The organism is Microtetraspora fusca, from assembly GCF_001570365.1.
Taxonomy (GTDB): Bacteria; Actinomycetota; Actinomycetes; order Streptosporangiales; family Streptosporangiaceae; genus Microtetraspora; species Microtetraspora fusca.
Window position 1 is genome coordinate 15,324 of sequence record NZ_BBYK01000058.1, and the last position, 23,497, is coordinate 38,820.

Annotated in this window: 26 protein-coding genes and 1 pseudogene; 17 read left to right on the forward strand and 10 right to left on the reverse strand. The window is 73.1% G+C overall.

Features of this window, described 5'->3' with window-relative positions:
- Positions 1 to 59: 59 nt before the first annotated feature.
- Positions 60 to 158, reverse strand: a pseudogene (locus AWQ68_RS46240) (hypothetical protein); the annotation flags it as partial.
- Between AWQ68_RS46240 and AWQ68_RS45245 the strand changes: the two are divergent.
- Positions 111 to 518 carry a cupin domain-containing protein gene (locus tag AWQ68_RS45245; protein WP_373281547.1) on the forward strand — a complete coding sequence of 136 codons (408 nt, stop codon included), beginning with the start codon at positions 111 to 113 and terminating at the stop codon, positions 516 to 518. The pseudogene AWQ68_RS46240 and the gene AWQ68_RS45245 sit on opposite strands and share 48 nt — an antisense overlap.
- Here AWQ68_RS45245 and AWQ68_RS26540 read toward each other — a convergent pair.
- Positions 455 to 856, reverse strand: a complete 402-nt coding sequence (locus AWQ68_RS26540; protein WP_066944848.1) for a MerR family transcriptional regulator — start codon at positions 854 to 856, stop codon at positions 455 to 457. The genes AWQ68_RS45245 and AWQ68_RS26540 overlap by 64 nt on opposite strands.
- 70 nt (positions 857 to 926) lie before the next feature.
- On the opposite strand from AWQ68_RS26540, the gene AWQ68_RS26545 reads away from it, so the two are divergent.
- The 3 genes from AWQ68_RS26545 to AWQ68_RS26555 all read left to right on the forward strand — a co-directional run bounded on the left by AWQ68_RS26545 (position 927) and on the right by AWQ68_RS26555 (position 4,133).
- Positions 927 to 2,255 (forward strand): MFS transporter, encoded by a 1,329-nt coding sequence (locus AWQ68_RS26545; protein ID WP_245656103.1) that lies wholly within the window; start codon positions 927 to 929, stop codon positions 2,253 to 2,255.
- A 214-nt stretch (positions 2,256 to 2,469) separates the two neighbouring features.
- On the forward strand, positions 2,470 to 2,880 hold the full coding sequence (locus AWQ68_RS26550) for a YciI family protein (RefSeq protein ID WP_245656121.1): 411 nt from the start codon (positions 2,470 to 2,472) through the stop codon (positions 2,878 to 2,880).
- Positions 2,877 to 4,133, forward strand: coding sequence for an RNA polymerase sigma factor (locus AWQ68_RS26555; RefSeq protein WP_066944853.1), 1,257 nt, complete (start codon positions 2,877 to 2,879; stop codon positions 4,131 to 4,133). The genes AWQ68_RS26550 and AWQ68_RS26555 overlap by 4 nt, the downstream gene beginning before the upstream one ends.
- Before the next feature lie 82 nt (positions 4,134 to 4,215).
- Here AWQ68_RS26555 and AWQ68_RS26560 read toward each other — a convergent pair whose 3' ends face one another.
- Positions 4,216 to 5,493, reverse strand: coding sequence for an APC family permease (locus tag AWQ68_RS26560; protein ID WP_066944856.1), 1,278 nt, complete (start codon positions 5,491 to 5,493; stop codon positions 4,216 to 4,218).
- A 214-nt stretch (positions 5,494 to 5,707) separates the two neighbouring features.
- Here AWQ68_RS26560 and AWQ68_RS26565 point away from each other — a divergent pair, with 214 nt between their 5' ends.
- From AWQ68_RS26565 to AWQ68_RS26585, 5 genes are all read left to right on the forward strand, one after another.
- On the forward strand, positions 5,708 to 6,058 hold the full coding sequence (locus tag AWQ68_RS26565) for a YciI family protein (protein ID WP_066944859.1): 351 nt from the start codon (positions 5,708 to 5,710) through the stop codon (positions 6,056 to 6,058).
- A gap of 19 nt (positions 6,059 to 6,077) precedes the next feature.
- Positions 6,078 to 7,334: an RNA polymerase sigma factor gene (locus AWQ68_RS26570; RefSeq protein WP_373281548.1), complete on the forward strand. Its 1,257-nt coding sequence runs from the start codon at positions 6,078 to 6,080 to the stop codon at positions 7,332 to 7,334.
- Between the two features lie 286 nt (positions 7,335 to 7,620).
- Positions 7,621 to 9,435 (forward strand): discoidin domain-containing protein, encoded by a 1,815-nt coding sequence (locus AWQ68_RS43720; RefSeq protein WP_245656104.1) that lies wholly within the window; start codon positions 7,621 to 7,623, stop codon positions 9,433 to 9,435.
- Positions 9,435 to 10,640: an MFS transporter gene (locus AWQ68_RS26580; protein ID WP_066944866.1), complete on the forward strand. Its 1,206-nt coding sequence runs from the start codon at positions 9,435 to 9,437 to the stop codon at positions 10,638 to 10,640. The genes AWQ68_RS43720 and AWQ68_RS26580 overlap by 1 nt, the downstream gene beginning before the upstream one ends.
- Positions 10,630 to 11,634 carry a TolB-like translocation protein gene (locus AWQ68_RS26585; RefSeq protein WP_066944869.1) on the forward strand — a complete coding sequence of 335 codons (1,005 nt, stop codon included), beginning with the start codon at positions 10,630 to 10,632 and terminating at the stop codon, positions 11,632 to 11,634. Before AWQ68_RS26580 ends, AWQ68_RS26585 begins: the two co-directional genes overlap by 11 nt.
- Here AWQ68_RS26585 and AWQ68_RS26590 read toward each other — a convergent pair.
- From AWQ68_RS26590 to AWQ68_RS26610, 5 genes are read right to left on the reverse strand one after another with little or no spacing between them, the layout of a single operon-like run.
- On the reverse strand, positions 11,598 to 12,470 hold the full coding sequence (locus AWQ68_RS26590) for an ABC transporter ATP-binding protein (RefSeq protein ID WP_066944872.1): 873 nt from the start codon (positions 12,468 to 12,470) through the stop codon (positions 11,598 to 11,600). The genes AWQ68_RS26585 and AWQ68_RS26590 overlap by 37 nt on opposite strands.
- 1 nt (position 12,471) lies before the next feature.
- Positions 12,472 to 13,269 carry an ABC transporter permease gene (locus tag AWQ68_RS26595; RefSeq protein WP_066944874.1) on the reverse strand — a complete coding sequence of 266 codons (798 nt, stop codon included), beginning with the start codon at positions 13,267 to 13,269 and terminating at the stop codon, positions 12,472 to 12,474.
- Positions 13,266 to 13,967, reverse strand: a complete 702-nt coding sequence (locus tag AWQ68_RS26600) for a hypothetical protein (protein ID WP_066944877.1) — start codon at positions 13,965 to 13,967, stop codon at positions 13,266 to 13,268. The genes AWQ68_RS26595 and AWQ68_RS26600 overlap by 4 nt, the downstream gene beginning before the upstream one ends.
- Positions 13,964 to 14,941, reverse strand: a complete 978-nt coding sequence (locus AWQ68_RS26605) for a hypothetical protein (RefSeq protein ID WP_157545746.1) — start codon at positions 14,939 to 14,941, stop codon at positions 13,964 to 13,966. Before AWQ68_RS26605 ends, AWQ68_RS26600 begins: the two co-directional genes overlap by 4 nt.
- Positions 14,925 to 15,515 (reverse strand): RNA polymerase sigma factor, encoded by a 591-nt coding sequence (locus tag AWQ68_RS26610; RefSeq protein ID WP_245656105.1) that lies wholly within the window; start codon positions 15,513 to 15,515, stop codon positions 14,925 to 14,927. The genes AWQ68_RS26605 and AWQ68_RS26610 overlap by 17 nt, the downstream gene beginning before the upstream one ends.
- A 185-nt stretch (positions 15,516 to 15,700) precedes the next feature.
- Here AWQ68_RS26610 and AWQ68_RS26615 point away from each other — a divergent pair, with 185 nt between their 5' ends.
- The 5 genes from AWQ68_RS26615 to AWQ68_RS26635 all read left to right on the forward strand — a co-directional run bounded on the left by AWQ68_RS26615 (position 15,701) and on the right by AWQ68_RS26635 (position 19,360).
- On the forward strand, positions 15,701 to 16,636 hold the full coding sequence (locus AWQ68_RS26615) for an ABC transporter ATP-binding protein (RefSeq protein ID WP_218007044.1): 936 nt from the start codon (positions 15,701 to 15,703) through the stop codon (positions 16,634 to 16,636).
- A gap of 1 nt (position 16,637) precedes the next feature.
- The gene (locus tag AWQ68_RS26620) at positions 16,638 to 17,408 is read left to right on the forward strand and encodes an ABC transporter permease (RefSeq protein WP_066944885.1); all 771 of its coding nucleotides are present in this window, start codon (positions 16,638 to 16,640) and stop codon (positions 17,406 to 17,408) included.
- Positions 17,408 to 18,232: an ABC transporter permease gene (locus tag AWQ68_RS26625; RefSeq protein WP_066944888.1), complete on the forward strand. Its 825-nt coding sequence runs from the start codon at positions 17,408 to 17,410 to the stop codon at positions 18,230 to 18,232. Before AWQ68_RS26620 ends, AWQ68_RS26625 begins: the two co-directional genes overlap by 1 nt.
- 45 nt (positions 18,233 to 18,277) lie before the next feature.
- Positions 18,278 to 18,520: a hypothetical protein gene (locus tag AWQ68_RS26630; RefSeq protein ID WP_066944890.1), complete on the forward strand. Its 243-nt coding sequence runs from the start codon at positions 18,278 to 18,280 to the stop codon at positions 18,518 to 18,520.
- 66 nt (positions 18,521 to 18,586) lie between these two features.
- Entirely contained in the window at positions 18,587 to 19,360 is a 774-nt protein-coding gene (locus AWQ68_RS26635) for a DUF2786 domain-containing protein (protein ID WP_084464434.1), read from the forward strand.
- Positions 19,361 to 19,363: 3 nt separating this feature from the next.
- Here AWQ68_RS26635 and AWQ68_RS26640 read toward each other — a convergent pair whose 3' ends face one another.
- Positions 19,364 to 20,155 carry a putative protein N(5)-glutamine methyltransferase gene (locus AWQ68_RS26640; RefSeq protein ID WP_066944892.1) on the reverse strand — a complete coding sequence of 264 codons (792 nt, stop codon included), beginning with the start codon at positions 20,153 to 20,155 and terminating at the stop codon, positions 19,364 to 19,366.
- 351 nt (positions 20,156 to 20,506) lie between these two features.
- The gene (locus AWQ68_RS26645) at positions 20,507 to 21,019 is read right to left on the reverse strand and encodes a PadR family transcriptional regulator (RefSeq protein ID WP_066944895.1); all 513 of its coding nucleotides are present in this window, start codon (positions 21,017 to 21,019) and stop codon (positions 20,507 to 20,509) included.
- Positions 21,020 to 21,075: 56 nt separating this feature from the next.
- Here AWQ68_RS26645 and AWQ68_RS26650 point away from each other — a divergent pair, with 56 nt between their 5' ends.
- The 3 genes from AWQ68_RS26650 to AWQ68_RS26660 all read left to right on the forward strand — a co-directional run bounded on the left by AWQ68_RS26650 (position 21,076) and on the right by AWQ68_RS26660 (position 23,492).
- The gene (locus AWQ68_RS26650) at positions 21,076 to 21,780 is read left to right on the forward strand and encodes a cysteine hydrolase family protein (protein WP_066944896.1); all 705 of its coding nucleotides are present in this window, start codon (positions 21,076 to 21,078) and stop codon (positions 21,778 to 21,780) included.
- A gap of 112 nt (positions 21,781 to 21,892) precedes the next feature.
- Complete coding sequence (locus tag AWQ68_RS26655; protein WP_066944899.1) at positions 21,893 to 22,519, forward strand: PadR family transcriptional regulator; 627 nt, start codon at positions 21,893 to 21,895, stop codon at positions 22,517 to 22,519.
- Positions 22,503 to 23,492, forward strand: a complete 990-nt coding sequence (locus tag AWQ68_RS26660) for a glycoside hydrolase family protein (RefSeq protein WP_066944902.1) — start codon at positions 22,503 to 22,505, stop codon at positions 23,490 to 23,492. Before AWQ68_RS26655 ends, AWQ68_RS26660 begins: the two co-directional genes overlap by 17 nt.
- The last annotated feature ends 5 nt before the right edge of the window (positions 23,493 to 23,497 follow it).

The window sequence follows — 23,497 nt, forward strand, 5'->3', positions numbered from 1 at the left end:
TAGCCGCCATCGACGGGAAGGGCTACGCCGATGACGAAGCCGGCTCCGGAGCTGCACAGCCACAGGACGGCTTGGGCGATCTCGTCGGCGGTCCCGAGCCGGTTGATGGGCTGGTTGGCTTCGGCCTCGGCGCGGTCGAGCTCCCCCTTGGAGATCATGTCGCTGACCATGCACGGGCGGACATGGTCCGCTTCGCGCCGGGTGCCCGTACGGCGTGGCACTCGCATGGGCTCGGCCAGACTCTCTACATCGTGGAGGGCGTCGCGCTGATCCAGGCACGCGGCGGGCAGCTGATCGAGGCCCACCCGGGCGACATCGTGCACACCCCGCCGGGCGAGGAGCACTGGCACGGCGCTGCCCCCGACCGTTTCATGGTCCACCTGGCTATGTGGGAGAGCGACGAAACCACCTGGCTGGAGCACGTCAGCGATGCCGAGTACGGCGCCGCGCGCCGTCAGGCGCCGGGCGTTCCGTCCTGTTCCGGTACTCCTTCCTGCCGGTGGACGGCGGCGAGGTAGGCGTGGATGGCGTCGCGGTTGCGGGCGAGGCAGTCGATGCGCTGCTGGATCCGCTCCGCCTCGCCCCGCAGCAGACCGACCACGTCGGGGGTCACGCACTCGGGGTGCAGCCGGATGTCGTCCGGCGCGTTGAGGAACGGGAGGATCCTGCGGATGATCTCGGTGGTCAGGCCGGAGTCGAGGAGCCCGCGGATCTGCTGCACCCGCTGGACCGCCGAGGGGCCGTAGCGGCGGTAGCCGTTCTCGGCCCGCTCGGGATGCAGGAGGTCCTGCTCCTCGTAGTAGCGCAGCATCCTCGCCGGGACGCCGGTGCGCCGGGACAACTCTCCGATCTTCACGGCAGCGCTCCATGGTGTGACGGGGATCGCATTTGCCTTCACATTGATGTGATGGATTCACCATGGTCGCATGTCCGCACCCGCTGATATGACCGCCGGAGCGACCGGCGGCCCGACGCACCTCACCCCCCGCACCCGCAATGACGCGGCGGACCGCTCCTGGGCCACGCCCGCGACCGCGACCGCCGGGGAGTCCGCGCCGCGCGAGGAGGCGGGACACCCGGGAGCACCGGAGGCGCCGTTCCCCGTGTGGGGGCTGCTCGCCCTGTTCACGGCGGCGTTCTCCGCCGTCATGACCGAGCTGCTGCCCGCCGGGCTGCTGCCGCGGATGAGCGCCGACCTCGGCGTGCCGCAGTCGCGTGTCGGGTACCTGGTGACGGGGTACGCGCTCGCCTCGTTCCTCACCGCCGTCCCGGTCACCGCGGCGCTGCGCGGCCTGCGCCGCCGTCCGGTGCTCGTCGGCGCGCTCGCCGGGTTCGCGGTCTGCAACGCGGTGACCGCGCTCTCCTCCGCGTACGCGCTGACCTTCGCCGCGCGGATGCTCGCGGGTGTCATGGGCGGCACGATGTGGGCGATGCTCGCGGGCTACGCCGCCCGCATGGTCCCGGCCCGGCGCCGGGGCAGGGCCATCGCCGTCGTCCTCGCCGGGATCACCGTCGCGCTCTCGCTGGGGGTTCCGGCGGGTACGGCCGCGGCCGCCGCGTTCGGCTGGCGGGCGGGTTTCGCCGGGCTGGCCGCCCTGCCGATGCTCCTGATCGCCTGGGTCGCGGCGAAGGTGCCGGACTTCCCCGGCGAGAGGGCCACGGGCGCCGCGCCGCACCGGGTCGCGGCCGTACCGGGCGTCCGCGCCGTCCTGGCCGTCACCCTGGTCCTGCTGCCGGCCCATCAGGCGATGTACACGTACGTGGCGCCGTTCGCCGCGCGGGCCGGGGTCGGTGACGCCGGCCTGGTCCTGCTGGTCTTCGGCGTCGCCACGGTGGCGGGGATCTGGGTCGTCGGGGCCCTCGTGGACCGGTTTCTCCGCCCGGCCCTCCTCGCCTCCCTGGCCCTGGTCGCGGCGGCGATGCTCGTCCTCGGACTGGCGGGCCGTACGCCCCTGGTCGTTCTGGTCGCGGTCGCGGTGTGGGGAGCGGCGTTCGGCGGCGCGCCGACGCTGCTGCAGACGGCCCTGGTCGACGCGTCCGGACCGGCGAACGCCGACGTCGCGACGTCGCTGCAGACCACCGTCTACAACGCCGGGATCGCCGCCGGCTCCCTGGCGGGCGGGGTCGTGCTGGAGGGGGCGGGGGCGGGCGCGCTGCCGTGGACCGCTCTTCCCCTGCTCCTCGCCGCCCTCGTCATCGTGGCGGCGGGTCGCCGGCACGCCTTCCCCGCGCGCCGTCCCGCCCACTGGCCCTGACCCACGGCCCGGGCACGAGCGTCCTGGTCGGCCGGCGCACCGCCGAGGAGGCCATGCGGGTGCTTCGCTTGCATCTGGAGGAGTGTTTCGACCGCTGAAGCATGTAAAGGCGATCCGATCGGCGGCAGGATGTCCGGAACGGGCGGCCGGCTTCGACGTCCCGGGTGAGAGGCGCCGCGCGGGCGCCGGCCGAGAGGGAGAGACCGTGAAATACATGATCATGCTGTACGGCTCGCAGCGGGACTACGACGCCCTGTCCGGGAGGCCGGGTGAGCGGCCCGCCTGGACGGCCGAGGACGTCGCGGCGATGCATGCCTTCATGGAGGCGTGGAACAACGAGCTGGTCGAGTCCGGGGAGTTCGTGGACGCCCGGGGCCTGGCCGCGCCCGTGCACACCAGGCGTGTCGGGCTGCGCGAGGGCGTCCTCGTGGTGACCGACGGTCCGTACGCCGAGACCGAGGAGGTGCTCGCCGGGTACACGATCGTCGAGTGCGAGAGCTTCGACCGGGCGACCGAGATCGCCGCCCGCCTGGCGAAGACCCCGCATCCGGAGAACGCCGTCCTCGACCACGAGTGGTACGTGGACGTCCGGCCGCTCGACGGCCGCGAGGAGCCGCAGGAGTGACCTCCGCCCCGCAGGGCGGCGACGTCGAGGATCTGCTGCGCGAGCTGGCGCCGCGGGTCCTCGGCGCGCTGGTGCGGCGTTATGGGCATTTCGACACGGCCGAGGACGCGGCGCAGGAGGCGCTGCTCGCCGCCGCGCTGCGCTGGCCGCAGGACGGCGTCCCCGACCATCCGCTCGGCTGGCTGGTCGCGGTGGCCGCGCGCCGCCTGACCGACCTGCTGCGCGCCGAGCAGGCCCGGCGACGCCGCGAGGACACGGTCGCCGCGTGGGCGCTGGCGGATCGGTGGCCGGCGGACGCCGCCGATCGGCCGGCCGCGGACTCCGACGACTCGCTGATCGTGCTGTTCATGTGCTGCCACCCGTCGCTGTCGCCAGCGTCGCAGATCGCGCTGACCCTGCGCGCGGTCGGCGGCCTGACCACAGCGGAGATCGCCCGGGCGTTCCTCGTGCCGGAGGCGACCATGACCCGGCGCATCACCCGGGCCAAGCAGCGGATCAAGGAGAGCGGCGTCCCCTTCCGGCTGCCCTCGGGGCCCGAGCGCGCCGAACGACTCGGTGCGGTGCTGCACGTGCTGTATCTGATCTTCAACGAGGGGTACGCGGCCACGTCGGGGCCGAGCCTGCAGCGGGTCGAGCTGGCGGAGGAGGCGATCCGGCTGGCCCGCATGGTCCACCGGCTGCTGCCGGAGGACGGCGAGGTGACGGGATTGCTGGCGCTCATGCTGCTCACCCACGCCCGGCGGGCGGCGCGTACCGGCCTGGACGGCGCCCTGATCCCGATGGCGGAGCAGGACCGCGGCCGGTGGGACGCCGACTGCGTCGCCGAGGGCGTGGCGCTCATCAGCGAGGCGCTGCCGCGCGGGGACGCCGGGCCGTACCAGGTGCAGGCGGCGATCGCCGCGCTGCACGACGAGGCGCCGAGCGCGGAGGAGACCGACTGGCCGCAGATCGCGGCGCTGTACGAGGTGTTGCTGCGGATCTCCGACAACCCTGTGGTGGCGCTGAACCACGCGGTCGCGGTGGCGATGGCCCGCGGCGCGCGGGCGGGGCTCGACCTGCTCGACGCGCTGGCGGCGGACGAGCGGATCGCCGGAAACCACCGGCTGTACGCGGTGCGGGGCCACCTGCTGGAGAGCGCCGGTGAGAAGGCGGCGGCGCGTGCGGCCTATCTGGAGGCCGCGCGGCGGACCACGAGCTTCCCCCGGCAGCGGTATCTGCACGGCAGGGCGGCCCGCCTGGCGGACGAGGACTGAGCGCCGCCCGTCAGGCGTGGGCGGTGAGGTGCTCGGCGAGAAAGGTGCCGTCATCGGTGACGGCACCAGGACATCCTTCGGACTACCCGCCTTGCCGGTCTGACGCCCAACGGCGCAGGCCGTAGGCGGCGGCTCCGACGGCCAGGACGACCGCTCCGGCGACCACCGACGAGAGCGGCAGGGCGAAGGCCAGGATCAGGCAGCCGGCCAGGCCGAGTACGGGCACGGCCCGCCGGTGAGGGCCTCCGGCCGGGGTGAGCGTCGCCGCGCTGGCGTTGGCGATGGCGTAGTAGACGAGCACGCCGAAGGAGGAGAAGCCGATCGCGCCGCGCAGGTCCGCCGTGGCCGCCACCACGGCCACGACCGCGCCCACCGCCAGCTCTGCGTGGTGTGGCACGCCGAACCGCGGGTGGACGGCGGCGAGGGCGCGGGGCAGGTGGCGGTCGCGGGCCATGGCCAGCGTCGTACGGGAGACCCCCAGGATCAGCGCGAGCAACGAGCCGGTCGCGGCGACCGCCGCGCCGACGCGTACCAGGGGCGCCAGGCCGGGCAGCCCGGCGGCGCGGGCGACCTCGGTCAGCGGGGCGGCCGCCTGGCCGACTCCGTCGGCGCCCAGCACGCTCAGCGCCGCCACCGCGACGGCCGCGTAGACCACCAGGGTGATGCCCAGCGCCAGCGGGACGGCGCGGGGGATCGTGCGCGCGGGGTCGCGGACCTCCTCCCCGAGCGTGGCGATGCGCGCGTACCCGGCGAACGCGAAGAACAGCAGGCCCGCCGCCTGCAGCACCCCGCCGGCAGAGGCGCCCGGGCCGATGCCGAGCCGGGACGCGTCCGACGCGCCGGAGGTCAGGGCGGCGACCACCACGGCGGTCAGCACCGTGAGGACGACGGCGACGATGACGCGGGTGAGCCAGGCGGACCTGTGCACCCCGACGTAGTTCACGGCGGTCAACGCGACCACGGCGGCCACGGCCACCGCGTGCGCCTGCTCGGGCCAGACGTAGTAGCCGACGGTCAGGGCCATCGCCGCGCACGAGGCGGTCTTGCCGACCACGAACCCCCAGCCCGCCAGGTATCCCCAGAACTCCCCCAGGCGTTCGCGGCCGTAGACGTAGGTGCCGCCGGAGGCCGGGTAGCGGGCCGCGAGCCGGGCCGAGGACGTGGCGTTGCAGTAGGCGACCACCGCGGCCAGGGCCAGCCCGAGCAGCAGCGCGGATCCGGCCGCGCGCGCGGCCGGGGAGAGGGCGGCGAAGATCCCCGCGCCGATCATGGAGCCGAGGCCGATCACCACGGCGTCGAAGAGCCCGAGGCGGCGTCGCAGCTCGTCCGGGACCGCGGTGGTGGTCGTCGCCTTGCCCAATCGGCTCACCCTTCTGCGCGGCGCGGCCCTTACCCCGTCACCGTACGCGAAACGGTCAGACCCTCACGCCCCAGGTCGAGGTCGCCGAAGGCGGTCTCAAGAGAATTACCTGGGGCATGTCCATCTGGCGGTGTCCCGTTCGTAGTGATGGCATGCGGCGATCCCGCCGCGCGACGAGACAGACGAGACAGACGGAACACCGAGGGAGCCGATCATGAAATACATGCTGCTGATCTACGCGGGCGCGGCCGACGAGAACGGCGGGGCCGACGAGGGCCTCTTCGAGGACTGGATGGCCTACGACAAGGAGGTGAAGGACGCGGGGATCTTCGTTTCCGGGGAGTCCCTGGCGGACCTGGTCACCGCCACGACGGTGCGCGTCGACCCGGACGGCGAGCGGACCGTGACGGACGGGCCGTTCGCCGAGACGCGCGAGCTGCTCGGCGGGTTCTACGTCATCGACGTGCCGGACCTCGACGCCGCGCTCGACTGGGCGGCCCGCTGCCCCGGCGCTCGCGGTAGCGGCGCGATGGTGGTGCGGCCGGTCGCCGACTTCGGGGTCTGACGGGGTCTGATGGGGTCTGATTGTGAGTGACGAGCGGGCGGGCGGCGTGGCGTCGGTGGAGGCGGTGTTCCGCGAGGAGCACGGCCGGCTGCTGGCCGCGCTCGTCCGCCGCTTCGGTGACCTGGACCTGGCCGAAGAGGTCGCGTCGGAGGCGATCGAGGCGGCGTTGGCGCGCTGGCCGGTGGACGGCGTTCCGCCGAAGCCCGGAGCCTGGTTGATGACCACGGCGCGGCGCAGGGCGGTCGATCGGCTGCGGCGCGACCAGGCTTTCGCCGCGCGGCTGGCGGTGCTGCGGGTGGAGGCGGAGCGGGCGGAGCCCGCGCCGGCCGCGGACGTGGACGGCGGTCTGCCGGACGAGCGGCTGCAGTTGTTCTTCACCTGCGCCCACCCCGCGCTCGCCGCCGAGGACCGGGGGGCGCTGATGCTGCGCTGCCTGGCCGGGCTGTCCACGCCGGAGGTCGCGCGGGCCTTCCTGGTGCCCGCCGAGACGATGGCCAAGCGGATCACCCGCGCGAAGAAGAAGATCCGCGCTGCCCGGATCCCGTTCCGGGCGCCCGGCGCGGACGAGTTGCCGGGGCGGCTGCCGGGCGTGCTGCAAGTGGTGTATTCGATCTTCACGGAGGGGTACGCGGCCAGCTCGGGCCCGCGTCTGCAGCGGCTCGACCTCGCCGAGGAAGCGATCCGCCTCGGGCGCATCCTGCGCCGTCTGCTGCCCGCCGAGCGGGAGGTCGCCGGGCTGCTCGCGCTGATGTTGCTGGTCCACGCCCGGCGGGACGCGCGCAGCGGCCCGGACGGCGAGATGGTCCTGCTGGCCGATCAGGACCGTGGCCGGTGGGACCGCGCGATGATCGAGGAAGGCCGTGACCTGGTGACCGTCGCGTTGACCGGCGCGCCGCCGGGCCCCTACGGGGTGCAGGCCGCGATCGCCGCCCTGCATGACGAGGCCGCCGGCCTCGACACGACCGACTGGCCGCAGATCGTGGCACTCTACGACGTGCTGCTCGCCCTCGCCCCCTCTCCGATCGTCACGCTGAACCGGGCCGTGGCGGTGGCGATGCGCGACGGCCCGGAGGCCGGCCTGGCGCTGCTGGACGAGCTGGCCGACGAGCCGCGGCTGCGCGGCTACCACCCCTACCCCGCGGCGCGGGCGGACCTGCTGAGCCGGCTCGGCCGATTCTCCGAGGCCGCGGTGGCCTACCGTGAGGCCCTCGAACTGGCGGGCACCGAACCCGAACGCGCGTACCTCCGGCGGAGGCTGGACGCGATCGAGGAGTAGCCGGCCCCGCGGACCCGGGACAACGGCGAGGGGAACGCGAGATGAACGTTAGGAACCTTTCCTAACCTTCTTGACACGTGCTCGCGGCGCTTGCCACCATGCCGGAGTAAGCGGCTTGGCGCGGCGTTCCCGGCGGTCCTAGGCATTCCGGCGGACGTGACGCGCTCAGAAAGATCTGCCCCGGCCGTTCCGGGACGGTCCCGCCCCGGGGTCGCCAGGCCCAGGAGCCCGTCCCATGGTCCGTCCACGTGGTCCGTCATGGTCGCTCACCCCCCAGGAGACAGCCGTGTCCCTGCCTCTTCCCGACCCTCTCCCCCTCTCCCCGCCGCGTTCCCGGGCCGGACGGCGCGCCCGCCTCGGCGTGATCGCCGCCGTCCTGGCCCTGCTCGCCGGACTGTTCACGGCCGCCGACCGCGCCGACGCCGCCGAGACCCTGCTGTCGCAGGGCAAGCCGGCCACCGCGTCGTCGGTCGAGTCCTCCTCCTACGCCGCGTCGTACGCCGTGGACGGCGACACCACCTCCACCCGGTGGGCCTCGGCCGAGGGCCACGACCCGGAGTGGATCGCCGTCGACCTTGGCCGTACGTACTCGATCTCCCGGGTCAAGCTGTCCTGGGAGGCCGCCTACGCCGCCGCGTACCAGGTGCAGACGTCCGCGGACGGCGCGAACTGGACCACCATCCACACGACCACGCAGGGCGACGGCGGCGTCGACGACCGGACCGGACTGTCGGGGAGCGGCCGCTACGTCCGGGTGCTGGGCACCGCGCGCGGCACCTCCTACGGCTACTCGCTGTACGAGGTCCAGGTGTACGGCGACGCGGGGGCGTCGCCGAGTCCGTCGCCGAGCGTGACCCCGACCGGCGGGGCGGTCGACTACCAGGCCGAGGACGCCACCCTCTCCCAGGCCTCGACGGCGACCAACCACACCGGATACACCGGGACCGGCTTCGTCGACTACGCGGCCGTCACCGGCGGGTACGTCGAGTGGACGGTCGCCGCCGGCGCGGGCGGCACCGCGACCCTGTCCTTCCGGTACGCCAACGGCACGACCGCCGACCGGCCCCTGGACATCGCGGTCAACGGCGCGGTCGTCGCCCGCCCGGCCTTCCCGTCGACCGGGAGCTGGAACACCTGGGCGACGGTGAACGTCGTCGCGGCGCTGCCCGCGGGATCGGTCAAGGTCAGGGCCACCGCGGCGAACACGGTCGACGGCCCGAACCTGGACAAGCTGACCGTGACGCCGGGCGGGACCGCTTCTCCCTCCCCTTCGCCGTCGGCGTCGCCGTCCCCCGGCGCGGGTGCGTTCACGGTGGTGGCGGCGGGCGACATCGCGGCGCAGTGCACGGCGAGCTCCGGTTCCTGCGCCCACCCCAAGACGGCCGCCCAGGTCCAGGCGATCAACCCGGAGTTCGTCGTCACGATGGGTGACAACCAGTACGACGACGGCACGATCAACGACTACCGGAAGTACTACGACACCACCTGGGGCAAGTTCAAGGACAGGACCCGTCCCACGGCGGGCAACCACGAGAGCTACGACCCGGCCGGGTTCGAGGCCGGCTACAAGTCCTACTTCGGGGCGATCGCGTTCCCGAACGGCAGGAGCTGGTACAGCTTCGACCGGGGCAACTGGCACTTCATCGCCCTGGACTCCAACATCTTCGACCAGACCGCGCAGATCAATTGGCTCAAGGCCGACCTCGCCGCCACCACCAAGGGCTGCGTCGCCGCGTACTGGCACCACCCGCTGTTCAGCTCGGGCGAGCACGGCAACGACCCGGTGAGCCGGCCTGTCTGGCAGATCCTCTACGACGCCGGGGCCGACCTGGTGCTCAACGGCCACGACCACCACTACGAGCGGTTCGGCCCGCAGAACCCCGCGGGCAAGGCCGACCCGAACGGCCTGGTCGAGCTGCTCGGCGGCATGGGCGGCGCCGACCCGTACAAGATCGAGAACGTCCAGCCCAACAGCCAGTTCCGGCTCAGCGGCACGTACGGCGTGGTGAAGCTGACGTTCACCGACAGCACCTTCTCCTGGCAGCTCGTCGGCACCGACGGGAAGGTGAAGGACACCAGCCCGACCTACGCCTGCCACTGATGTACGTCTCGGCGACCCGGTGGCCCCGGCTGACGGCCGTGCCGGGCAACGTGCTGGCGCTCGGCGCGGTCAGCCTGGTGACCGACGTCTCCTCGGAGATGGTCACCGCCGTGCTGCCGATGTACCTGGTGCTGTCGCTGGGGCTCAGCCCGCTCGCGTTCGGCCTGATCGACGGGCTGTACTTCGGGGTGACGGCCCTGGTCCGGTTGGCCGGCGCGCACGCGGCCGACCGGTGGCAGCGGCGCAAGCTGGTCGCGGTCGCGGGGTACGCGATCTCGGCGGCGTGCCGGATCGGACTGCTGGCCGCCGGAGGGTCGGTCGCCACACTGGGGGCGGTGGTGGCGGCCGACCGCGCCGGCAAGGGGCTGCGCACCGGTCCGCGTGACGCGCTCATCTCCCTGAGCGCGTCGCCCGGGGGGCTCGGCCAGGCGTTCGGAGTCCACCGGGCGATGGACACGGCAGGCGCCTTCCTCGGGCCGCTGGTCGCGTTCGGGCTGCTGGCCGCCACCGGGGCCGCCTACGACGCGGTGTTCGTGACGAGCTTCTGCGTGGCGGTGGCCGGGGTCCTGCTGATGATCCTCTACGTGCGGGACCGTCGCGAGCCGCTCGCGGGCGAGCGCGTCTCGGTGCTGCGGGTGGCGCGCCAGGCGCCGCTGTCGCGGCTGTGCGCCGTCGCCTCGGTGCTCGGGCTGGTGACGGCCAGCGACGCCTTCGTCTACCTGCTGCTGCAGAAGCGGCTGTCCCTCGCGCCGGAGCTGTTCCCGCTGCTCCCGCTCGGTACGGCCGGGGCCTACCTGCTGCTGGCCGTGCCGCTCGGGCGGCTGGCCGACCGGGTGGGGCGGTTCGCGGTGTTCCTGGGCGGCCACGCCGCGCTGCTCGTGCTGTACGGGCTGCTGGCGCTCCCGGCGGCAGGGGGCTGGCTGCTCGGGGCGGCGCTCGCGGCGCACGGCGTGTTCTACGCGGCGACCGACGGGGTCCTGATGGCGGCGGCGGGGCCGCTGGTGCCCGCGCGTCTGCGTACGAGTGGCCTGGCCGTGGTGCAGACCGGGCAGGCGGTCGGGCGGCTGCTGTCGTCGGTCGTGTTCGGGGCCCTGTGGACCGGAGTCGGCGCCGAGCCGGGCCTGGCCGTGATGGGCGGCGGGGTGGCGGTCTGCGCCGTCGCCGCCTGGTTCGTCCTGCCGAGAGGAGAGCGCGGTGTCGGGTAGGGCGCGGGCGCTGGTGCTGGCCGTGGCGGTCGTCGTGCTGGCCGGGTTCGCGGTCGCGTACGCGGCGGCGGCCGGGCGGCGCGACGACGGGCCGGGCGGGGCCGTGGACCTGGCCCTGGGCGGGCGGCTGCTGTTCGTCCGCGACGGCCGGGTGGCCTCGGCCCCGCCCGGCGCCCCGGCCGGGCCGGTGACGGTGAGCGGCCTGACCTGCCAGCGGTTCTACGCGGCGGCCGGCACGGGCGTCTGCGTGGTCGTCCGGCCCGGCCCGGTGCCCAGCACGTACGCGGTCGTGGTGGACCGGTGGGGCCAGGAGGTGCGGCGGGTGCAGAGCGCCGGCATCCCGAACCGGGCCAGGGTGTCGGCCAGCGGCCGGATGGTCTCCTGGACGGTCTTCGTCACCGGGGACTCCTACAACACGGGCGGGTTCTCCACCTGGACCGGCATCCTGGACACCCGGACCGGCTACGCGGTGCCGAACATGGAGAACATCCAGCTCTACATCGACGGAAAGCGCTACCGGTCGGCGGACGTGAACTACTGGGGCGTCACCTTCGCCGCCGACGACAACCGCTTCTACGCGACCGTCTCGACCATGGGCAGGACGTACCTGGTCGAGGGCGACTACGGCCGCTGGGAGGCGCGGGCGCTGCGGGAGAACGCCGAGTGCCCGTCGCTGTCTCCGGACGGCACCCGCCTGGTGTTCAAGAAGCGGGTCGCGCCGGAGAACTCCCCGCGGCCGTGGCGGCTGCACGCGCTCGACCTGGCCACGATGCGGGAGACACCGCTCGCGGAGCCCGACAGCGTCGACGACCAGGCCGCCTGGCTGGACGACCGCACCGTCATGTACGGCAAGGGCGGCGACGTGTGGGCCGTGCCCGCCGACGGCGGCGGCGCCCCGCGGCTGCTGCTGCGCGACGCCGCCTCCCCCGCCCTGGCGACGGCGCCGGCGGGGGCGGGTCACACGGGCGCGGCGGCCTCCATGAGCGCGAGGTAGCCGTCTTCCAAGGTCGGCTCGGCGGGCCGCGCCGACGGGTCGGGCGGCACGGGCGCGACGACCCGGTAACGCATCCCCGAACCGTGCGGGAGCGCGGCCACGATCCGGCCGGTGGACGGCGCCGCGCCGGAGGTCGTCACCGTCCATACCTGCCGGTGCGCCGCCGCCACCAGCGCGCCGACGTCGCCCTGGAAGACCAGGCGACCCTTGGCCAGCACGGCGAGGTACCGGCAGGTCTGCGCCACGTCCTCCACGATGTGGGTGCTGAGCAGGACGGTGCGCTCCCCGGCGAGACGGGAGAGCAACGTGCGGAAGCGGATCCGCTCCTCGGGGTCCAGGCCGGTGGTCGGCTCGTCCACGATGAGGAGGCGAGGGTCGTTGAGCAGCGCCTGGGCGATGCCGACGCGGCGCAGCATGCCGCCGGAGTAGCCCTTGAGCTTGCGGTCGGCGTGTTCGGTGAGGGCGACGACCTCGAGCAGTTCGCCGATCCGGCGGCGCCGGGCGGAGCGCTCGTCGATGCCCTTGAGCAGGGCGATGTAGTCGAGGAACTGCCGCGCGGTCAGGTCGGGGTAGACGCCGAGGTCCTGAGGCAGGTAGCCGAGCGTGCGCTGGACGGCGAGCCTGCCCTCCTTGGTGGTGACGTCATGGCCGCCGAGGAGGACGGTTCCGGAGGTGGGCCGCAGCAGCCCGGCGAGGATCCTCATGAGCGTGGTCTTGCCCGCCCCGTTGGAGCCGAGCAGGCCGTACATGCCGGTGGGCACGTCGAGGTCGATCCCTTTGAGGGCATGCACGCCGCCCTTGTACGTCTTGGTCAGCTGGGAGAGCCGGATCCGCATGTCAGGACTCCGATCGGGCGGCGTGGAGGCGGGTGAGCAGAAGGATTGCCGCGGCGAGCGCGACCATGACGCCCATCCAGAGGACGGCGACGGCGGGGGTGGCCGCGGGCCGCAGGAAGTTCAGCGCCGCATCAGGCCACCCGTAGACGACGGCATCCGGTCTCGCCCGGTCGAAGAGGCCGTATGCCGCGTAGTCACCGGTCGCTGCGAAGATCGTGTGGGACAGGGTGGGCATCATGTCGGCCGGGATGAGGTTGCCCCAGAACCAGTAGGCGACGAACAGCACCCGGAACGGCAGCGGCGGCATCAGGAGAGGTCCTGCGAGGGCGAGCGCGCCCAGAAAGATGAGTCCCGGGAGGATGACCGTCGCGAAGACGGCCAATGACCAGGCCAGCGTCTCGACCTTGCCCTCGGTGAACGTGTAGACCACGGCCCGCCCGAAGAAGACCAGCGCGATCGGCACGGCCGTCGCCGCGCACACGCCGAGATACTTGCCGACCAGTCGCCCGGCGGCGCTGCAAGGGGCGGCCTCCAGGATCGTCGCGATGCCGAGCCTGCGGTCCCGGATGAGCCGGTCGGCGAGCAGGCATCCGTAGACGATCGCCAGCAGCGACATGGTCAGCCTGGCCGACGCGAGCATGGCCGCCTTCGGATCGTGCCCGTCTCCGAGCCCGAGATCCAACGTCCGGTAGCCGGGCCACATTGTCGCCACGAGCACGACGAAGGTGAGCCCGTACACGATCCACATGACGGGCCTGCGGATCTGCATGAGGAACTCGTAGCGCAGGGTGGCGATCATTCCTTTTCACCTCCGAGGACGCGCTCGGCACGGCCGAGCAGGGGCCAGGCGGCCGCGACGAGCAGGACCGCTGTGGTCAACAGGACGACCCGGTTGGCCGTCCAGTCACCCGGAACCGTGCCGCGCGTGGTGGCGAACAGGTAGAGCAACCGGGACGGGAGGCTCGCCTGCAGGGGGCCGGCGACCACCTGCTCGGCGACCCAGACGAGCGCCACCGTGGTGGTGGCCGCGACGGCGCTGCCGAACGCGGCCGAGGCGAGCAGGCCCAGCGCGGCCAGCCACAGCGCGGGCGCGAGCCAGGTGAGCTGGACCGCCAGGCCGCGCGGCGCGCCCGGGACGAGCGCCCACCAGCCGCCCAGAGCCAGTACGGCCGAGCCCGCGGCGGCGCACAGGCCGGTCCAGCCCGCCGTGACGGCCAGCCGGCGCAGCACGGTCGAGCGGTACCCCACCGGCAGGGTGAGCTGGAGCTCCACGGCCTGGTCCCGGCCGAGCGACGAGGCGGCGGCCATCCCGGTGATGAGCGGGATCAGCATCTCCAGGCTGCCGGCCAGCATGAACGCGGTGGTCGGCTCGCGGGAGCCGAGCCGCGCGCCGAGTATGGCGAGGAGCGTCATGAGCAGCACCAGGGCCGGGGGGCCCGCCAGCGCGGCGGGCCCGGCCCTGCGCACCTCATGCGCCCAGAGAACGAAGGGTTTCACGATCGATGAGTAGCGCCGCCGAAGCGGATCGGTTCACCCCTGCCCACCGCGATCACGGCGGCGGTGGCCAGGACGAGCGCCAGAGCGAGCGTCACCGGACCGTTCGCCCAGAAAGCCCGCACCCCGTCCAGAGGAGGCAGGTCGATGAACGACAGCGCGTAGGCCGTCCAGACCGCGACCACGACGCCGATCGCGCCCTCGGCGTGCCAGAACACCGCGAGCAGCAGGCTCAGCGCCGCCAGCAGCGCCATCGGTCCCAGCCACGCCGTCACGAGCGCGGTCATCCCCTCCGGGATCGAGCCGTAGGAGAGCGTCACGGACGTGCCGAGCAGCGCCAGCCCCAGGTCGTAGCCGAACGCCAGCGTCACCCGTGCCAGCATGATGACGCGGGGCGACGTCGGGCTGGTGAGCACCAGCTCGGTGGCGGTGTCGCCGCCGTCCCGTCCCAGGTCGTACGAACCGGCGACGCCGACACCCGCGATCAGCGGGGCCGCGAGGGACAGCACGAGCCGGGCGCTGTGGCCTTCGGCCAGCGCGAAGACCACGCTGACCGCCATGACGAGCGCCGACACCACCCAGATCGACCGGCGCATGATGCGCGACTCCATCGCCAGCAGGGTCCAGGCGCGCACGATCGGCCGCAGCGCGGACCGCACCCGCGGCCGGAGGCGGTCCTGGGTGGGGACGCGATCCTCCTTCAGCGCGGCGCCCCGGGGTGAGGCGGGTGTCCCGCCGATCGCGGATGCCAGCAGGACGTTCCGTACGATCTGCGGTCCGGGAGGATCCGGAATGCCGTGCCGGATTCCGCGCAGTTCGGGAGGCAGCACCGCAAACGGGTCGGAATCCATCGCCGCGTGCGGCACCGCGCCCACGGCCACGACCGGTTCGGCGGGCAGACCACGAGACGATGCGGAGGGCGGTGGTTGCGGGGTCAGGTCGTCGGGCGAGCCGGGAGATTCAGTCCACTCGTGCATCGATGCACCCCCTCAGGGTCGCGCGGGCGTGGTGCAGGCGGCTCTTCACCGTGCCCACGGGGATTCCCAGGATCTCGGCGATCTCCGGATGGCCGAGATCGCTGAGGTAGGCGAGGACGACCACCTCGCGCTGGGCCAGCGGCAGGCGCGCCAGGGCCTGCTGCACCCGGTCGCCGCTCACCGCCAGCTCCTCGGGACCCGGCTCCGGGGCGGCGCCGTCGGGCGGCTCGGCGGGCAGCGGCGGCGGGAGGCCGCGCAGCCGGTTGTGCGCCTGCCTGCGGGCCACCCCGAACAGCCAGGTGCTCACACTTGACCGGCTCCGGTAGGTGCCCGCCGATCGCCAGACCGCGAGCAGGGTGTCCTGGAGGATCTCCTCCGCCGTGCCCCGATCTCCGGCCAGGCGGAAGAGAAAGGCGAACAGGGGCCGGGAGTAGCGCTCGTACAGCTCGCCGAGCGCGGCCGCGTCGCCGTCGGCCACCCGGGCCAGGACGTCGGCGTCCTCGGCCGGGGCGCGCGACCTGCGTTCCATCGCCGGGAACCACCGCAGCGCCATGCTCTCCGCTCCTTCGCTCACGACGCGTACGTAGCGTCGCGTACGCCACGCGGTTCACCCATCGTCTCGCCTCGCCTGGTTGACGCGTCCCGCGCGAAGGACTCCGTGGAGTCGCTGCACTTCAGGGCAGTGGTACCGACGGCCGCGCACGGGACGGGGAAAACATGTTGCGGAAATGTCGGTGCGCTTCACTAGGGTCTTGCCACGTGGCAGAGCAACCAATGATCTTCGCCCGTGACTTGGTCAAACGCTTCGGCGACTTCACCGCGGTCAACGGCATCGACGTCGAGGTCGCGCCGGGCGAGGCGTTCGGCTTCCTCGGGCCCAACGGGGCGGGCAAGTCCTCGACGATGCGGATGATCAGCTGCGTCTCCGCGCCCACCTCCGGCGAGCTGCGCATCCTGGGGATGGACCCGGTGCGCGACGGCACCAGGATCCGCGCCCGGCTGGGCGTCTGCCCGCAGTTGGACCACCTCGACCCCGACCTGACGGTCCGGGAGAACCTCACCACCTATGCCCGCTACTTCGGGCTCTCCCGGGCGGAGGGGCGGCGGCGGGCCGACGAGCTGCTGGACTTCGTCCAGCTCCGCGACCGGGCGGGCAGCATGGTCGAGCCGCTGTCGGGCGGCATGAAACGCCGCCTGACGATCGCCCGAGCCATGATCAACGAGCCGGACATCGTGCTGCTCGACGAGCCGACCACCGGTCTCGACCCGCAGGCCAGGCACCTGCTGTGGGAGCGGTTGTTCCGGCTCAAGCAGCGCGGCACCACGCTCGTGCTCACCACGCACTACATGGACGAGGCCGAGCAGCTGTGCGACCGGCTCGTGGTCATGGACGGCGGAAAGATCGTCGCCGAGGGGTCGCCCCGCTCGCTGATCGAGACGTACTCCACGGCCGAGGTCGTCGAGCTGCGCTTCCCCGACGGCCTCGACCTGAACGCCGACTACGCGGCGAAGATGAGCGGGATCGGCGAGCGGGTGGACCCGCTGCCCGACCGGGTGCTGCTGTACGCCGACGACGGCGACGCGGCGCTGACCGAGGTGCACCGGCGCGGCCTGACGCCCTCCAGTGTGCTGGTCCGCCGCTCCACCCTGGAGGACGTGTTCCTCCACCTCACCGGCCGGACGTTGGTGGACTGACATGGCCGCGGGCACCGTCCATCCCAGCATCGCCGTCCTGGAACGGAACCTGACGCTCTACCGCCGGCTGTGGCGGGCGTCGGTGTTCTCCTCGTTCGTCCTGCCGGTGCTCTTCGTGATCAGCATCGGCATCGGGGTCGGCGGCTACGTCGGCTCCGTCAAGGGCGTCGACTACCTGTCGTGGATCGTCCCCGGCGTGGTCGCCTCGACCGCGTTCCAGATGGCGCTCGGCGAGTCGACCTACGCCGTGCTCGGCGACTTCAAGTGGTCGCGCGCGTTCCACGCCATGCGGGCCACCCCGGTCCAGCCGAGGGACATCCTGGCCGGTCACCTGCTCTACCTGCTGTTCCGGGTGACGATCGCCGTCCTGACGTTCCTGCTGGTGGTGCTGTTCTTCGGCGCGCTTCGCTCGCCGTGGGCGGTGACGGTCCCGCTCGCCTGCGCGCTGCTGACGGTGGCCACCGCCGCGCCGGTCTGCGCGTTCGCGGCCAGCATCGACAGCGACAGCCACTTCGCGCTGCTGTTCCGCTTCGTGATGATCCCCGCGTCGCTGTTCTCGGGCGTCTTCTTCCCCATCGAGCAGCTCCCCGTCCTGATCCGGCCGGTGGCGTACGTCTCGCCGCTGTGGCACGCCGTGGAGCTGTGCCGCTCGGCCACGCTCGGCACCGCGCCGCCGTGGCCGGTCGCCGCGCACGTCGGCTGCCTGCTGCTGTGGGCCGTCGCGGGCACGCTGCTCGCCGTGCGCCGGTTCCGTCGGAGGCTGGAGGACTGATGTTGACCACTCTGGCGGCCGCGAGGTCGACGCGCGCCACCCGTCCGGGGCTCTCCACCACACGGGTCGGCGCGGTGATCGGCCGCAACGTCGGCGCGCTGCGCTCGGGCCCGTCCTACTGGATCGTGCTCGTCTCCGGCTTCTTCGAGCCGCTGCTGTACCTGCTGTCCATCGGCGTCGGCGTGGGCGCGCTGGTCGGGGACCTGACCGCCTACGGCCGCACCATGCCGTACGCCGCCTTCGTCGCCCCGGCCATGCTCGCGGTGTCGGCCATGACCGGGGCGCTGGCAGAGACCACGTTCAACGTCTTTTTCAAACTCAAGTACGCGAAGACGTACGAGGCGATGCTCACCACGCCGGTGCGGCCGGTGGAGATCGCCTTCGGTGAGCTGACGTGGGCGACCGTCCGGGGCTCCCTCTACACCGCCATCTTCCTCGGCGTGATGGTCGCGCTCGGCCTGGCGCCGGTGGGCGGCGCGCTGGCGGCCTTCCCCGCGACGATCCTGGTGAGCCTGGCGTTCGGCGCGGTCGGCCTCACGATCAGCACGCTGATGCGCGGCTGGCAGGACTTCGACCTGCTGAACACCGGCCAGTTCGCGATGTTCCTGTTCTCCGGGACGTTCTCCCCGGTGCAGAACTACCCGGCGTGGATGGAGGTCCTGATCCAGGTCACCCCGCTCTACCACGCGGTCGAGCTGGTGCGCGGGCTGTCCCTGGGCGTGTACGGCCTCGGCCTGCTGGGGCACGCCGCCTACCTCCTGGTCATGCTCGCGGCCGGGTTGTGGTTCGCCGCCCGCCGCATGGAGCGGCTGCTCTGCCCCTGACCCGTCCTGCCCGCTCCGACCATCGTCGACCGGGCGGAGCGGGCGATGAGGGAAATGACCGGCGTGAGGAGCCGGACCGGCGGTCCGGCCGGGCGTCTACGGCGCGGGTCGGGAGCGGGAGACGGCTCGGGTGAGGGCGTGACGTGCTCGGCGAGCGCCGTGACCAGGGTGGGCGGGTTCCTGACGGTGAAAGGCCACGGTAGGCCGGTGAGGATGCGCGCCATGGCCGGGCAGGTCCTCTGCTCCACTGACCAGGAGGAGGAGGCCGCCGTCGGCGCAGGGGTGTAGGTCGCCGAAGCTCGGCGGCCCGTACGGTTCGGGCAGGAACCGTAACTGTCGGTAGCGTCCCGTAACGTGGCGCCCGTTGTCGTCGGCATCGGAGGGGTGGCCACCGTGAACGAGATTCCCGAGCGCAAGCTGGAGCTGATCCGAAAGCTCCTGGCGGTGGCCGAGCATCCCAACACCGGCGCCGCCGAGGCCGCCGTCTATCTGGAGAAGGCGTGCGCCCTCATGTCGGCGTACGGGGTCGAGCAGGCCGTGCTGGCCGACTCCGGGCAGGTGTGCGACGAGGTTGATCAGTTGACCATCGAGGTCGGCAATCCGTACCAGCCGGACCGGCGCTCTCTGCTGGCGGGCGTGGCCTCCGCACTGCGCTGCCGCACGATCTACCGCAAGGTCGGGGCGGTGTCGCGAGTTCAGATCGTCGGCTACCGGTCCGACCTCGATCTGGTCGAGATGCTCTTCACCTCCCTCTGCCTCCAGATGGCCTCCGCCGTCGTGCGGGAGCCGGTGCCGTCCGGGCACACCACGATCAGCTTCCGTAAGAGCTGGATGGCCGGATACGCCAACCGGGTCTGTGAGCGGCTGAGGGCGGCCGGGAGCGCGGCCGCCAGGGAGGCAGACCGGGCGGGAGCACCGGGCGGCGGGCGCTCCACCGACCTGGTGCTACGTGACCGGGTCGCCGAGGTGGGCCGGGTGTACGAGCGGATGTTCCCCCACGTGCGCCGCGCCGGGCGGCGCACGATGAGCGACTGGTCGGGCTGGGCCGGAGGCCGGGCCGCCGGGGATCGCGCCGATCTGGGCGGCTCCCGCCTCGGTGCCCCGAGCCGGGCCGCGATCAGCCGGTGAGGTTCACCCGCGACGGGCGCCGATGACGGCGGTCGCGTCCAGATCCTCGCAGGCGGCCACGCGCGGGGCCAGCCCGGCGCGGGCGACGGCCGCGGCGGTCCGCGCGGCCTGGCGCTCGCTCGTCTCGACCAGCAGGTGACCGTCCGGCGCGAGCCACCGCGGCGCGTCGGCGATCACCCGCCGAACGACGTCGAGGCCGTCCGTGCCGCCGTCGAGCGCCACCCTCGGTTCGTGGACGCGGGCCTCCGGCGGTAGCAGCCCGATCGCTTCGGTCGGCACGTACGGGGCGCTGGCGATCAGGAGGTCGACCCGTCCGCGCAGGGTGGCGGGCAGCGGCGCGTACAGGTCGCCTTCGTGGACGTGGCCGCCGGCGGTGGCGAGGTTGCGCCGGGCGCAGCGCACGGCGACCGGGTCGATGTCGACGGCGTGGAGTTCGACGCCGTCCACGGCGGCGGCCAGGGCGACGCCCATCGCGCCGGTGCCGCAGCACAGGTCGACGACGACCGCGCCCGGCCGGGCGAGGGCGATCGCCTGGCCGACGAGGAACTGGGTGCGGGGGCGGGGGACGAAGACGCCCGGGTCCACCGCGATGCGCAGGCCGCAGAAGTCGGCCCAGCCGAGGACGTGTTCGAGGGGCAGGCCGTGGACCCGCCGATCGACCATGGCGGCGAGATCAGCCGGGGTGCGTGCCGCCGAGAGGAGGAGCCGCGCCTCGTCCTCGGCGAAGACGCATCCGGCGGAGCGGAGGGTGGTGACGATGTGTGACAGGGAGGAAAGCGACGGCGAAGCCGACATGGGAGCCTTTCGGAAGCCGAGGGGCGCTCCCGCGTCGCGGTCAGCGGGACCGGACGGCGGTGAGGAGGGAGCGCCCTGCCTGGTACAGCGGAATGGGGCTCACCTCCTCGCGTTGGGGATCGTCGCTGGGGACGGCAACACTACCAGAGCGGGCGGGCCCTCCCCCGCCTCACCGGCCCCCGGCCCTCGCACGGGGGAGCGACGGCCTGTGACGATGGGCCGGGCTCGGGGTGCTCTCCCCCGGGTCCTCGCGCGGTGAGCAGCGGCCGTGCCGCCGGCTGCCCGCCGTACGTGTGTCCGGACCGTCGACGATCAGGGGCTGCGTGGGCCGGGCCGGTGGTGGCCGGCGTGTCAGGACAGGATCTCCTGGAGCCAGGCACGCTCGGCGCGGCTGGTGGCGCGCGCGACGACGAGCATGCCGCGGCGGTACGGGTCGGTCACGTCCTGCGCGCGCAGGGGCCGGTCGCCGTCGGCGAAGAAGCTCGCGGGCCGCTCCAGGAACTCCAGCCGCCGGCGCAGCACGGCGTGCTGGTCGGCGACATCCGGGAGCAGGGACAGGAACGCCAAGATGGTGAAGAACCGGGTGCTGTCGGTGATGTCGTGGTCGGCCGGTTCCCGCAGGCGGCGCAGCAACTCGGTGCGGCCGTCGTCGGTGAGGTCGAGCACCTGGCGCTGGGCGGCCGAGGCACCCGGCTCGGCGCGCCGATCCAGAAGCCCCGCCTTGACCAGGCGGTTGATCGCCGGATAGAGGCTGCCGTCGCTGACCGGGCGGGTGTGGCCGGACAGCCGTGCGACGCGCCGCCGCAGCTCGTATCCGTGCAGCGGCCCTTCGGCCAGGAAACCCATGATCGCCAGCTCGAGCACGCTGCTATCCTGCCACATCGAATCGATATACCTCGAATCGAGATAGGAGAAACGGTATGACCTACACCGAAGAGTGGGTGACGGCACGCGCACGGGCCGCCTACGAACAGGGGCAGGCGTCGTTCACGATCCGGCCGGAACGCTCGGCGCTGCTCGTCATCGACATGCAGGACGAGTTCGTCCGGCCCGGCTGGAGCCCGTACTGGGTGCCGGCGGCCACCCGGATGGCCCCCCGGCTGCGCCGCCTCATCGAGTGCTGCCGGGACGCCGACATCCCGGTGATCTGGACCATCTTCGACGACACCCACCTCGGCCTGGACCGTCCCCACGCCCTGCGCTACCTGCCGCACGGTGACACCGGCTGGCGCAGGCCGGCCCCGGCGGCGGTCTGGGATGAGATGGGCTACCACGAGGACGAGGTCCTGATCCGCAAACCCTCCTACGGCGCGTTCTACGACACTCCGCTCGACACGATCCTGCGCAACCTCGGCCGGGACACGGTCATCGTCACCGGAACGCTGACCAACTACTGCTGCGGCACCACCGCCCGGCAGGCGTACGAGCGGGGGTACCGGGTCGTGTTCGGCGCCGATGTCACGGCCACCGACGACGAGTCCCGTCAGGAACCCGAGCTCGCGGTCCTGCGCAAGGGGTTCGCGCTGGTGCTGTCGGCCGAGGAGACCGCCGACCGGCTGTCCGCCGCCGATCCGGCCTCGGCCGCCGCCGGCCCCAAGGCGACGGCCGCATCCGGCCCGGCATAGGGGCGCCCACCAAGGGCGCAGGCCGTGTCGAGCCGTCGGTTCGGCGGTACCGATCCTGGCGCATCCATGAAGACCCGAGGGTATAGTCGGTTCCTGATAACAGGAGGCGACTATGGCACGCAGTGTGGACAATCCCCTGGCGCTGGCCCTGCTGGGCCTGCTCATGGAGCGGCCCATGCACCCGTACGAGATGGCCGCCGTGCTGCGGGAGCGCGGGAAGGACGCCAGCGTCCGGATCAACCGGGGCTCCTTGTACGACGTGGTGGCCGCGCTGGAGGGACAGGGGTGGATCACGCCGACCGCCCGCGTCCGGGAGGGGAACCGGCCGGCCCGGACGGTGTACGAGCTGACCGGCGAGGGGCGGGCGGCGTTCGCCGTGCGGGTCGAGGAGCAGGTCCGCACCCCACGGCGGGAGTTCCCGCTCTTCCTCACCGCCGTCGCCTATCTCGGCGCGCTGGGTCCGGCCGGGGCCGCGGCGGCGCTGCGTGAGCGGGCCGACCGGCTCCGCGCCGCCATCGCCGACGACGAGCGCGCGCTCCGGGAGGCGCTGGCGTCCGACGGAGTGCCCCGCCTGTACGTCATCGAGGCCGAGTACGCCGCGCACATGACGCGCGCCGAGCTGGACTGGGTGACCGCCGTCGCCGAGGAGATCGACGCCGGAACCCTGGCCTGGCCCGGCGAGCCGGCCGCCTCCGCCCCCGAGAAGACGAAGGGAACCGACCATGACCTCAGCGGTTGACGTGTCCGACAACCTGCTTTTCGGCGTCTATCCCGGCGGCATCACCGGCGACGACGCGGGTGGGCTCGCGCTGGGCCTGCCGGACGACCCGGAGCGCGTCGTCGAGGCGCTGCGGTCGCTCCAGTGCGGCGAGCGGCCCTTCCTGGTGCGCGGCTACGTCGGGTTCACCGACTCCGACGACCCCCGTGTCCATGTCCAGGCGCCCGAGCAGGTTGAGCAGTACGCGGGTGAGGGGCGCGCCCTGGACCTGGTCGTCCAGTACCAGTCGCGAGGCGGCGACGTCGCCGGATATGTCGCCTTCGTCCGGGACGTCGTGCGCCGCCACGGGCGCAGCGCCGCGACCGTGCAGGTGGCCGAGGAGCCCAACGTCGCGGGCAATGCGACGCTGGACGGCTATTACCCGGATGTCCGGCAGGCGGTGGTCGAGGGCGTGGTCGCGGCCAAGGACGAGGCGCGGCGGCAGGGCTTCGACCACCTGCGGATCGGATTCAACACGACCCCGCTGTTCGGCCCGGCCGAGGGCTTCGTCGCCGCGCTCGTCGAGGCGGGCGGGCGGCCGTTCCTGGACGCCCTCGACTACGTGGGCCTGGACTTCTTCCCGGACGTCTTCATGCCGGTCCCCGCCGACCGGCTGCACGACGCCGTCACCGGCCTGCTCCGCCTGCACCGGGCCGAGCGCCTCACCCCGGCGGGCATCGACCCCGCCGTTCCGCTGCACGTCACCGAGAACGGCTGGCCCACCGGCCCGGGGCGTACGCCGGAACGGCAGGCGCAGGTGGTGGAGACCGTCGTCCGGGCGATCGACGGCTGCCGCGCCGAGGTCAACGTCGGCGGCTACACCCACTTCGCGTTGCGCGACGCCGACAGCTCCCAGCCGGGCCTGTTCCACCGGTTCGGCCTCCTGAACGACGACTACACGCCCAAGCCGGCCTTCGCCGTGTACCGGAAGCTGATCGCCGAGCTGGGGCGCTGACCCTA

What these genes read in the sequence shown, in the direction of transcription:
- AWQ68_RS26545 (WP_245656103.1), top strand. Translation starts at nt 927, where the DNA reads ATGTCCGCACCCGCTGATATGACCGCCGGAGCGACCGGCGGCCCGACG.
- AWQ68_RS26550 (WP_245656121.1), top strand. Translation starts at nt 2,470, where the DNA reads ATGATCATGCTGTACGGCTCGCAGCGGGACTACGACGCCCTGTCCGGG.
- AWQ68_RS26565 (WP_066944859.1), top strand. Translation starts at nt 5,708, where the DNA reads ATGAAATACATGCTGCTGATCTACGCGGGCGCGGCCGACGAGAACGGC.
- AWQ68_RS26580 (WP_066944866.1), top strand. Translation starts at nt 9,435, where the DNA reads ATGTACGTCTCGGCGACCCGGTGGCCCCGGCTGACGGCCGTGCCGGGC.
- AWQ68_RS26590 (WP_066944872.1), bottom strand. Translation starts at nt 12,470, where the DNA reads ATGCGGATCCGGCTCTCCCAGCTGACCAAGACGTACAAGGGCGGCGTG.
- AWQ68_RS26595 (WP_066944874.1), bottom strand. Translation starts at nt 13,269, where the DNA reads ATGATCGCCACCCTGCGCTACGAGTTCCTCATGCAGATCCGCAGGCCC.
- AWQ68_RS26605 (WP_157545746.1), bottom strand. Translation starts at nt 14,941, where the DNA reads ATGCACGAGTGGACTGAATCTCCCGGCTCGCCCGACGACCTGACCCCG.
- AWQ68_RS26620 (WP_066944885.1), top strand. Translation starts at nt 16,638, where the DNA reads ATGGCCGCGGGCACCGTCCATCCCAGCATCGCCGTCCTGGAACGGAAC.
- AWQ68_RS26625 (WP_066944888.1), top strand. Translation starts at nt 17,408, where the DNA reads ATGTTGACCACTCTGGCGGCCGCGAGGTCGACGCGCGCCACCCGTCCG.
- AWQ68_RS26630 (WP_066944890.1), top strand. Translation starts at nt 18,278, where the DNA reads ATGAGGGAAATGACCGGCGTGAGGAGCCGGACCGGCGGTCCGGCCGGG.
- AWQ68_RS26640 (WP_066944892.1), bottom strand. Translation starts at nt 20,155, where the DNA reads ATGTCGGCTTCGCCGTCGCTTTCCTCCCTGTCACACATCGTCACCACC.
- AWQ68_RS26650 (WP_066944896.1), top strand. Translation starts at nt 21,076, where the DNA reads ATGACCTACACCGAAGAGTGGGTGACGGCACGCGCACGGGCCGCCTAC.
- AWQ68_RS26655 (WP_066944899.1), top strand. Translation starts at nt 21,893, where the DNA reads ATGGCACGCAGTGTGGACAATCCCCTGGCGCTGGCCCTGCTGGGCCTG.
- AWQ68_RS26660 (WP_066944902.1), top strand. Translation starts at nt 22,503, where the DNA reads ATGACCTCAGCGGTTGACGTGTCCGACAACCTGCTTTTCGGCGTCTAT.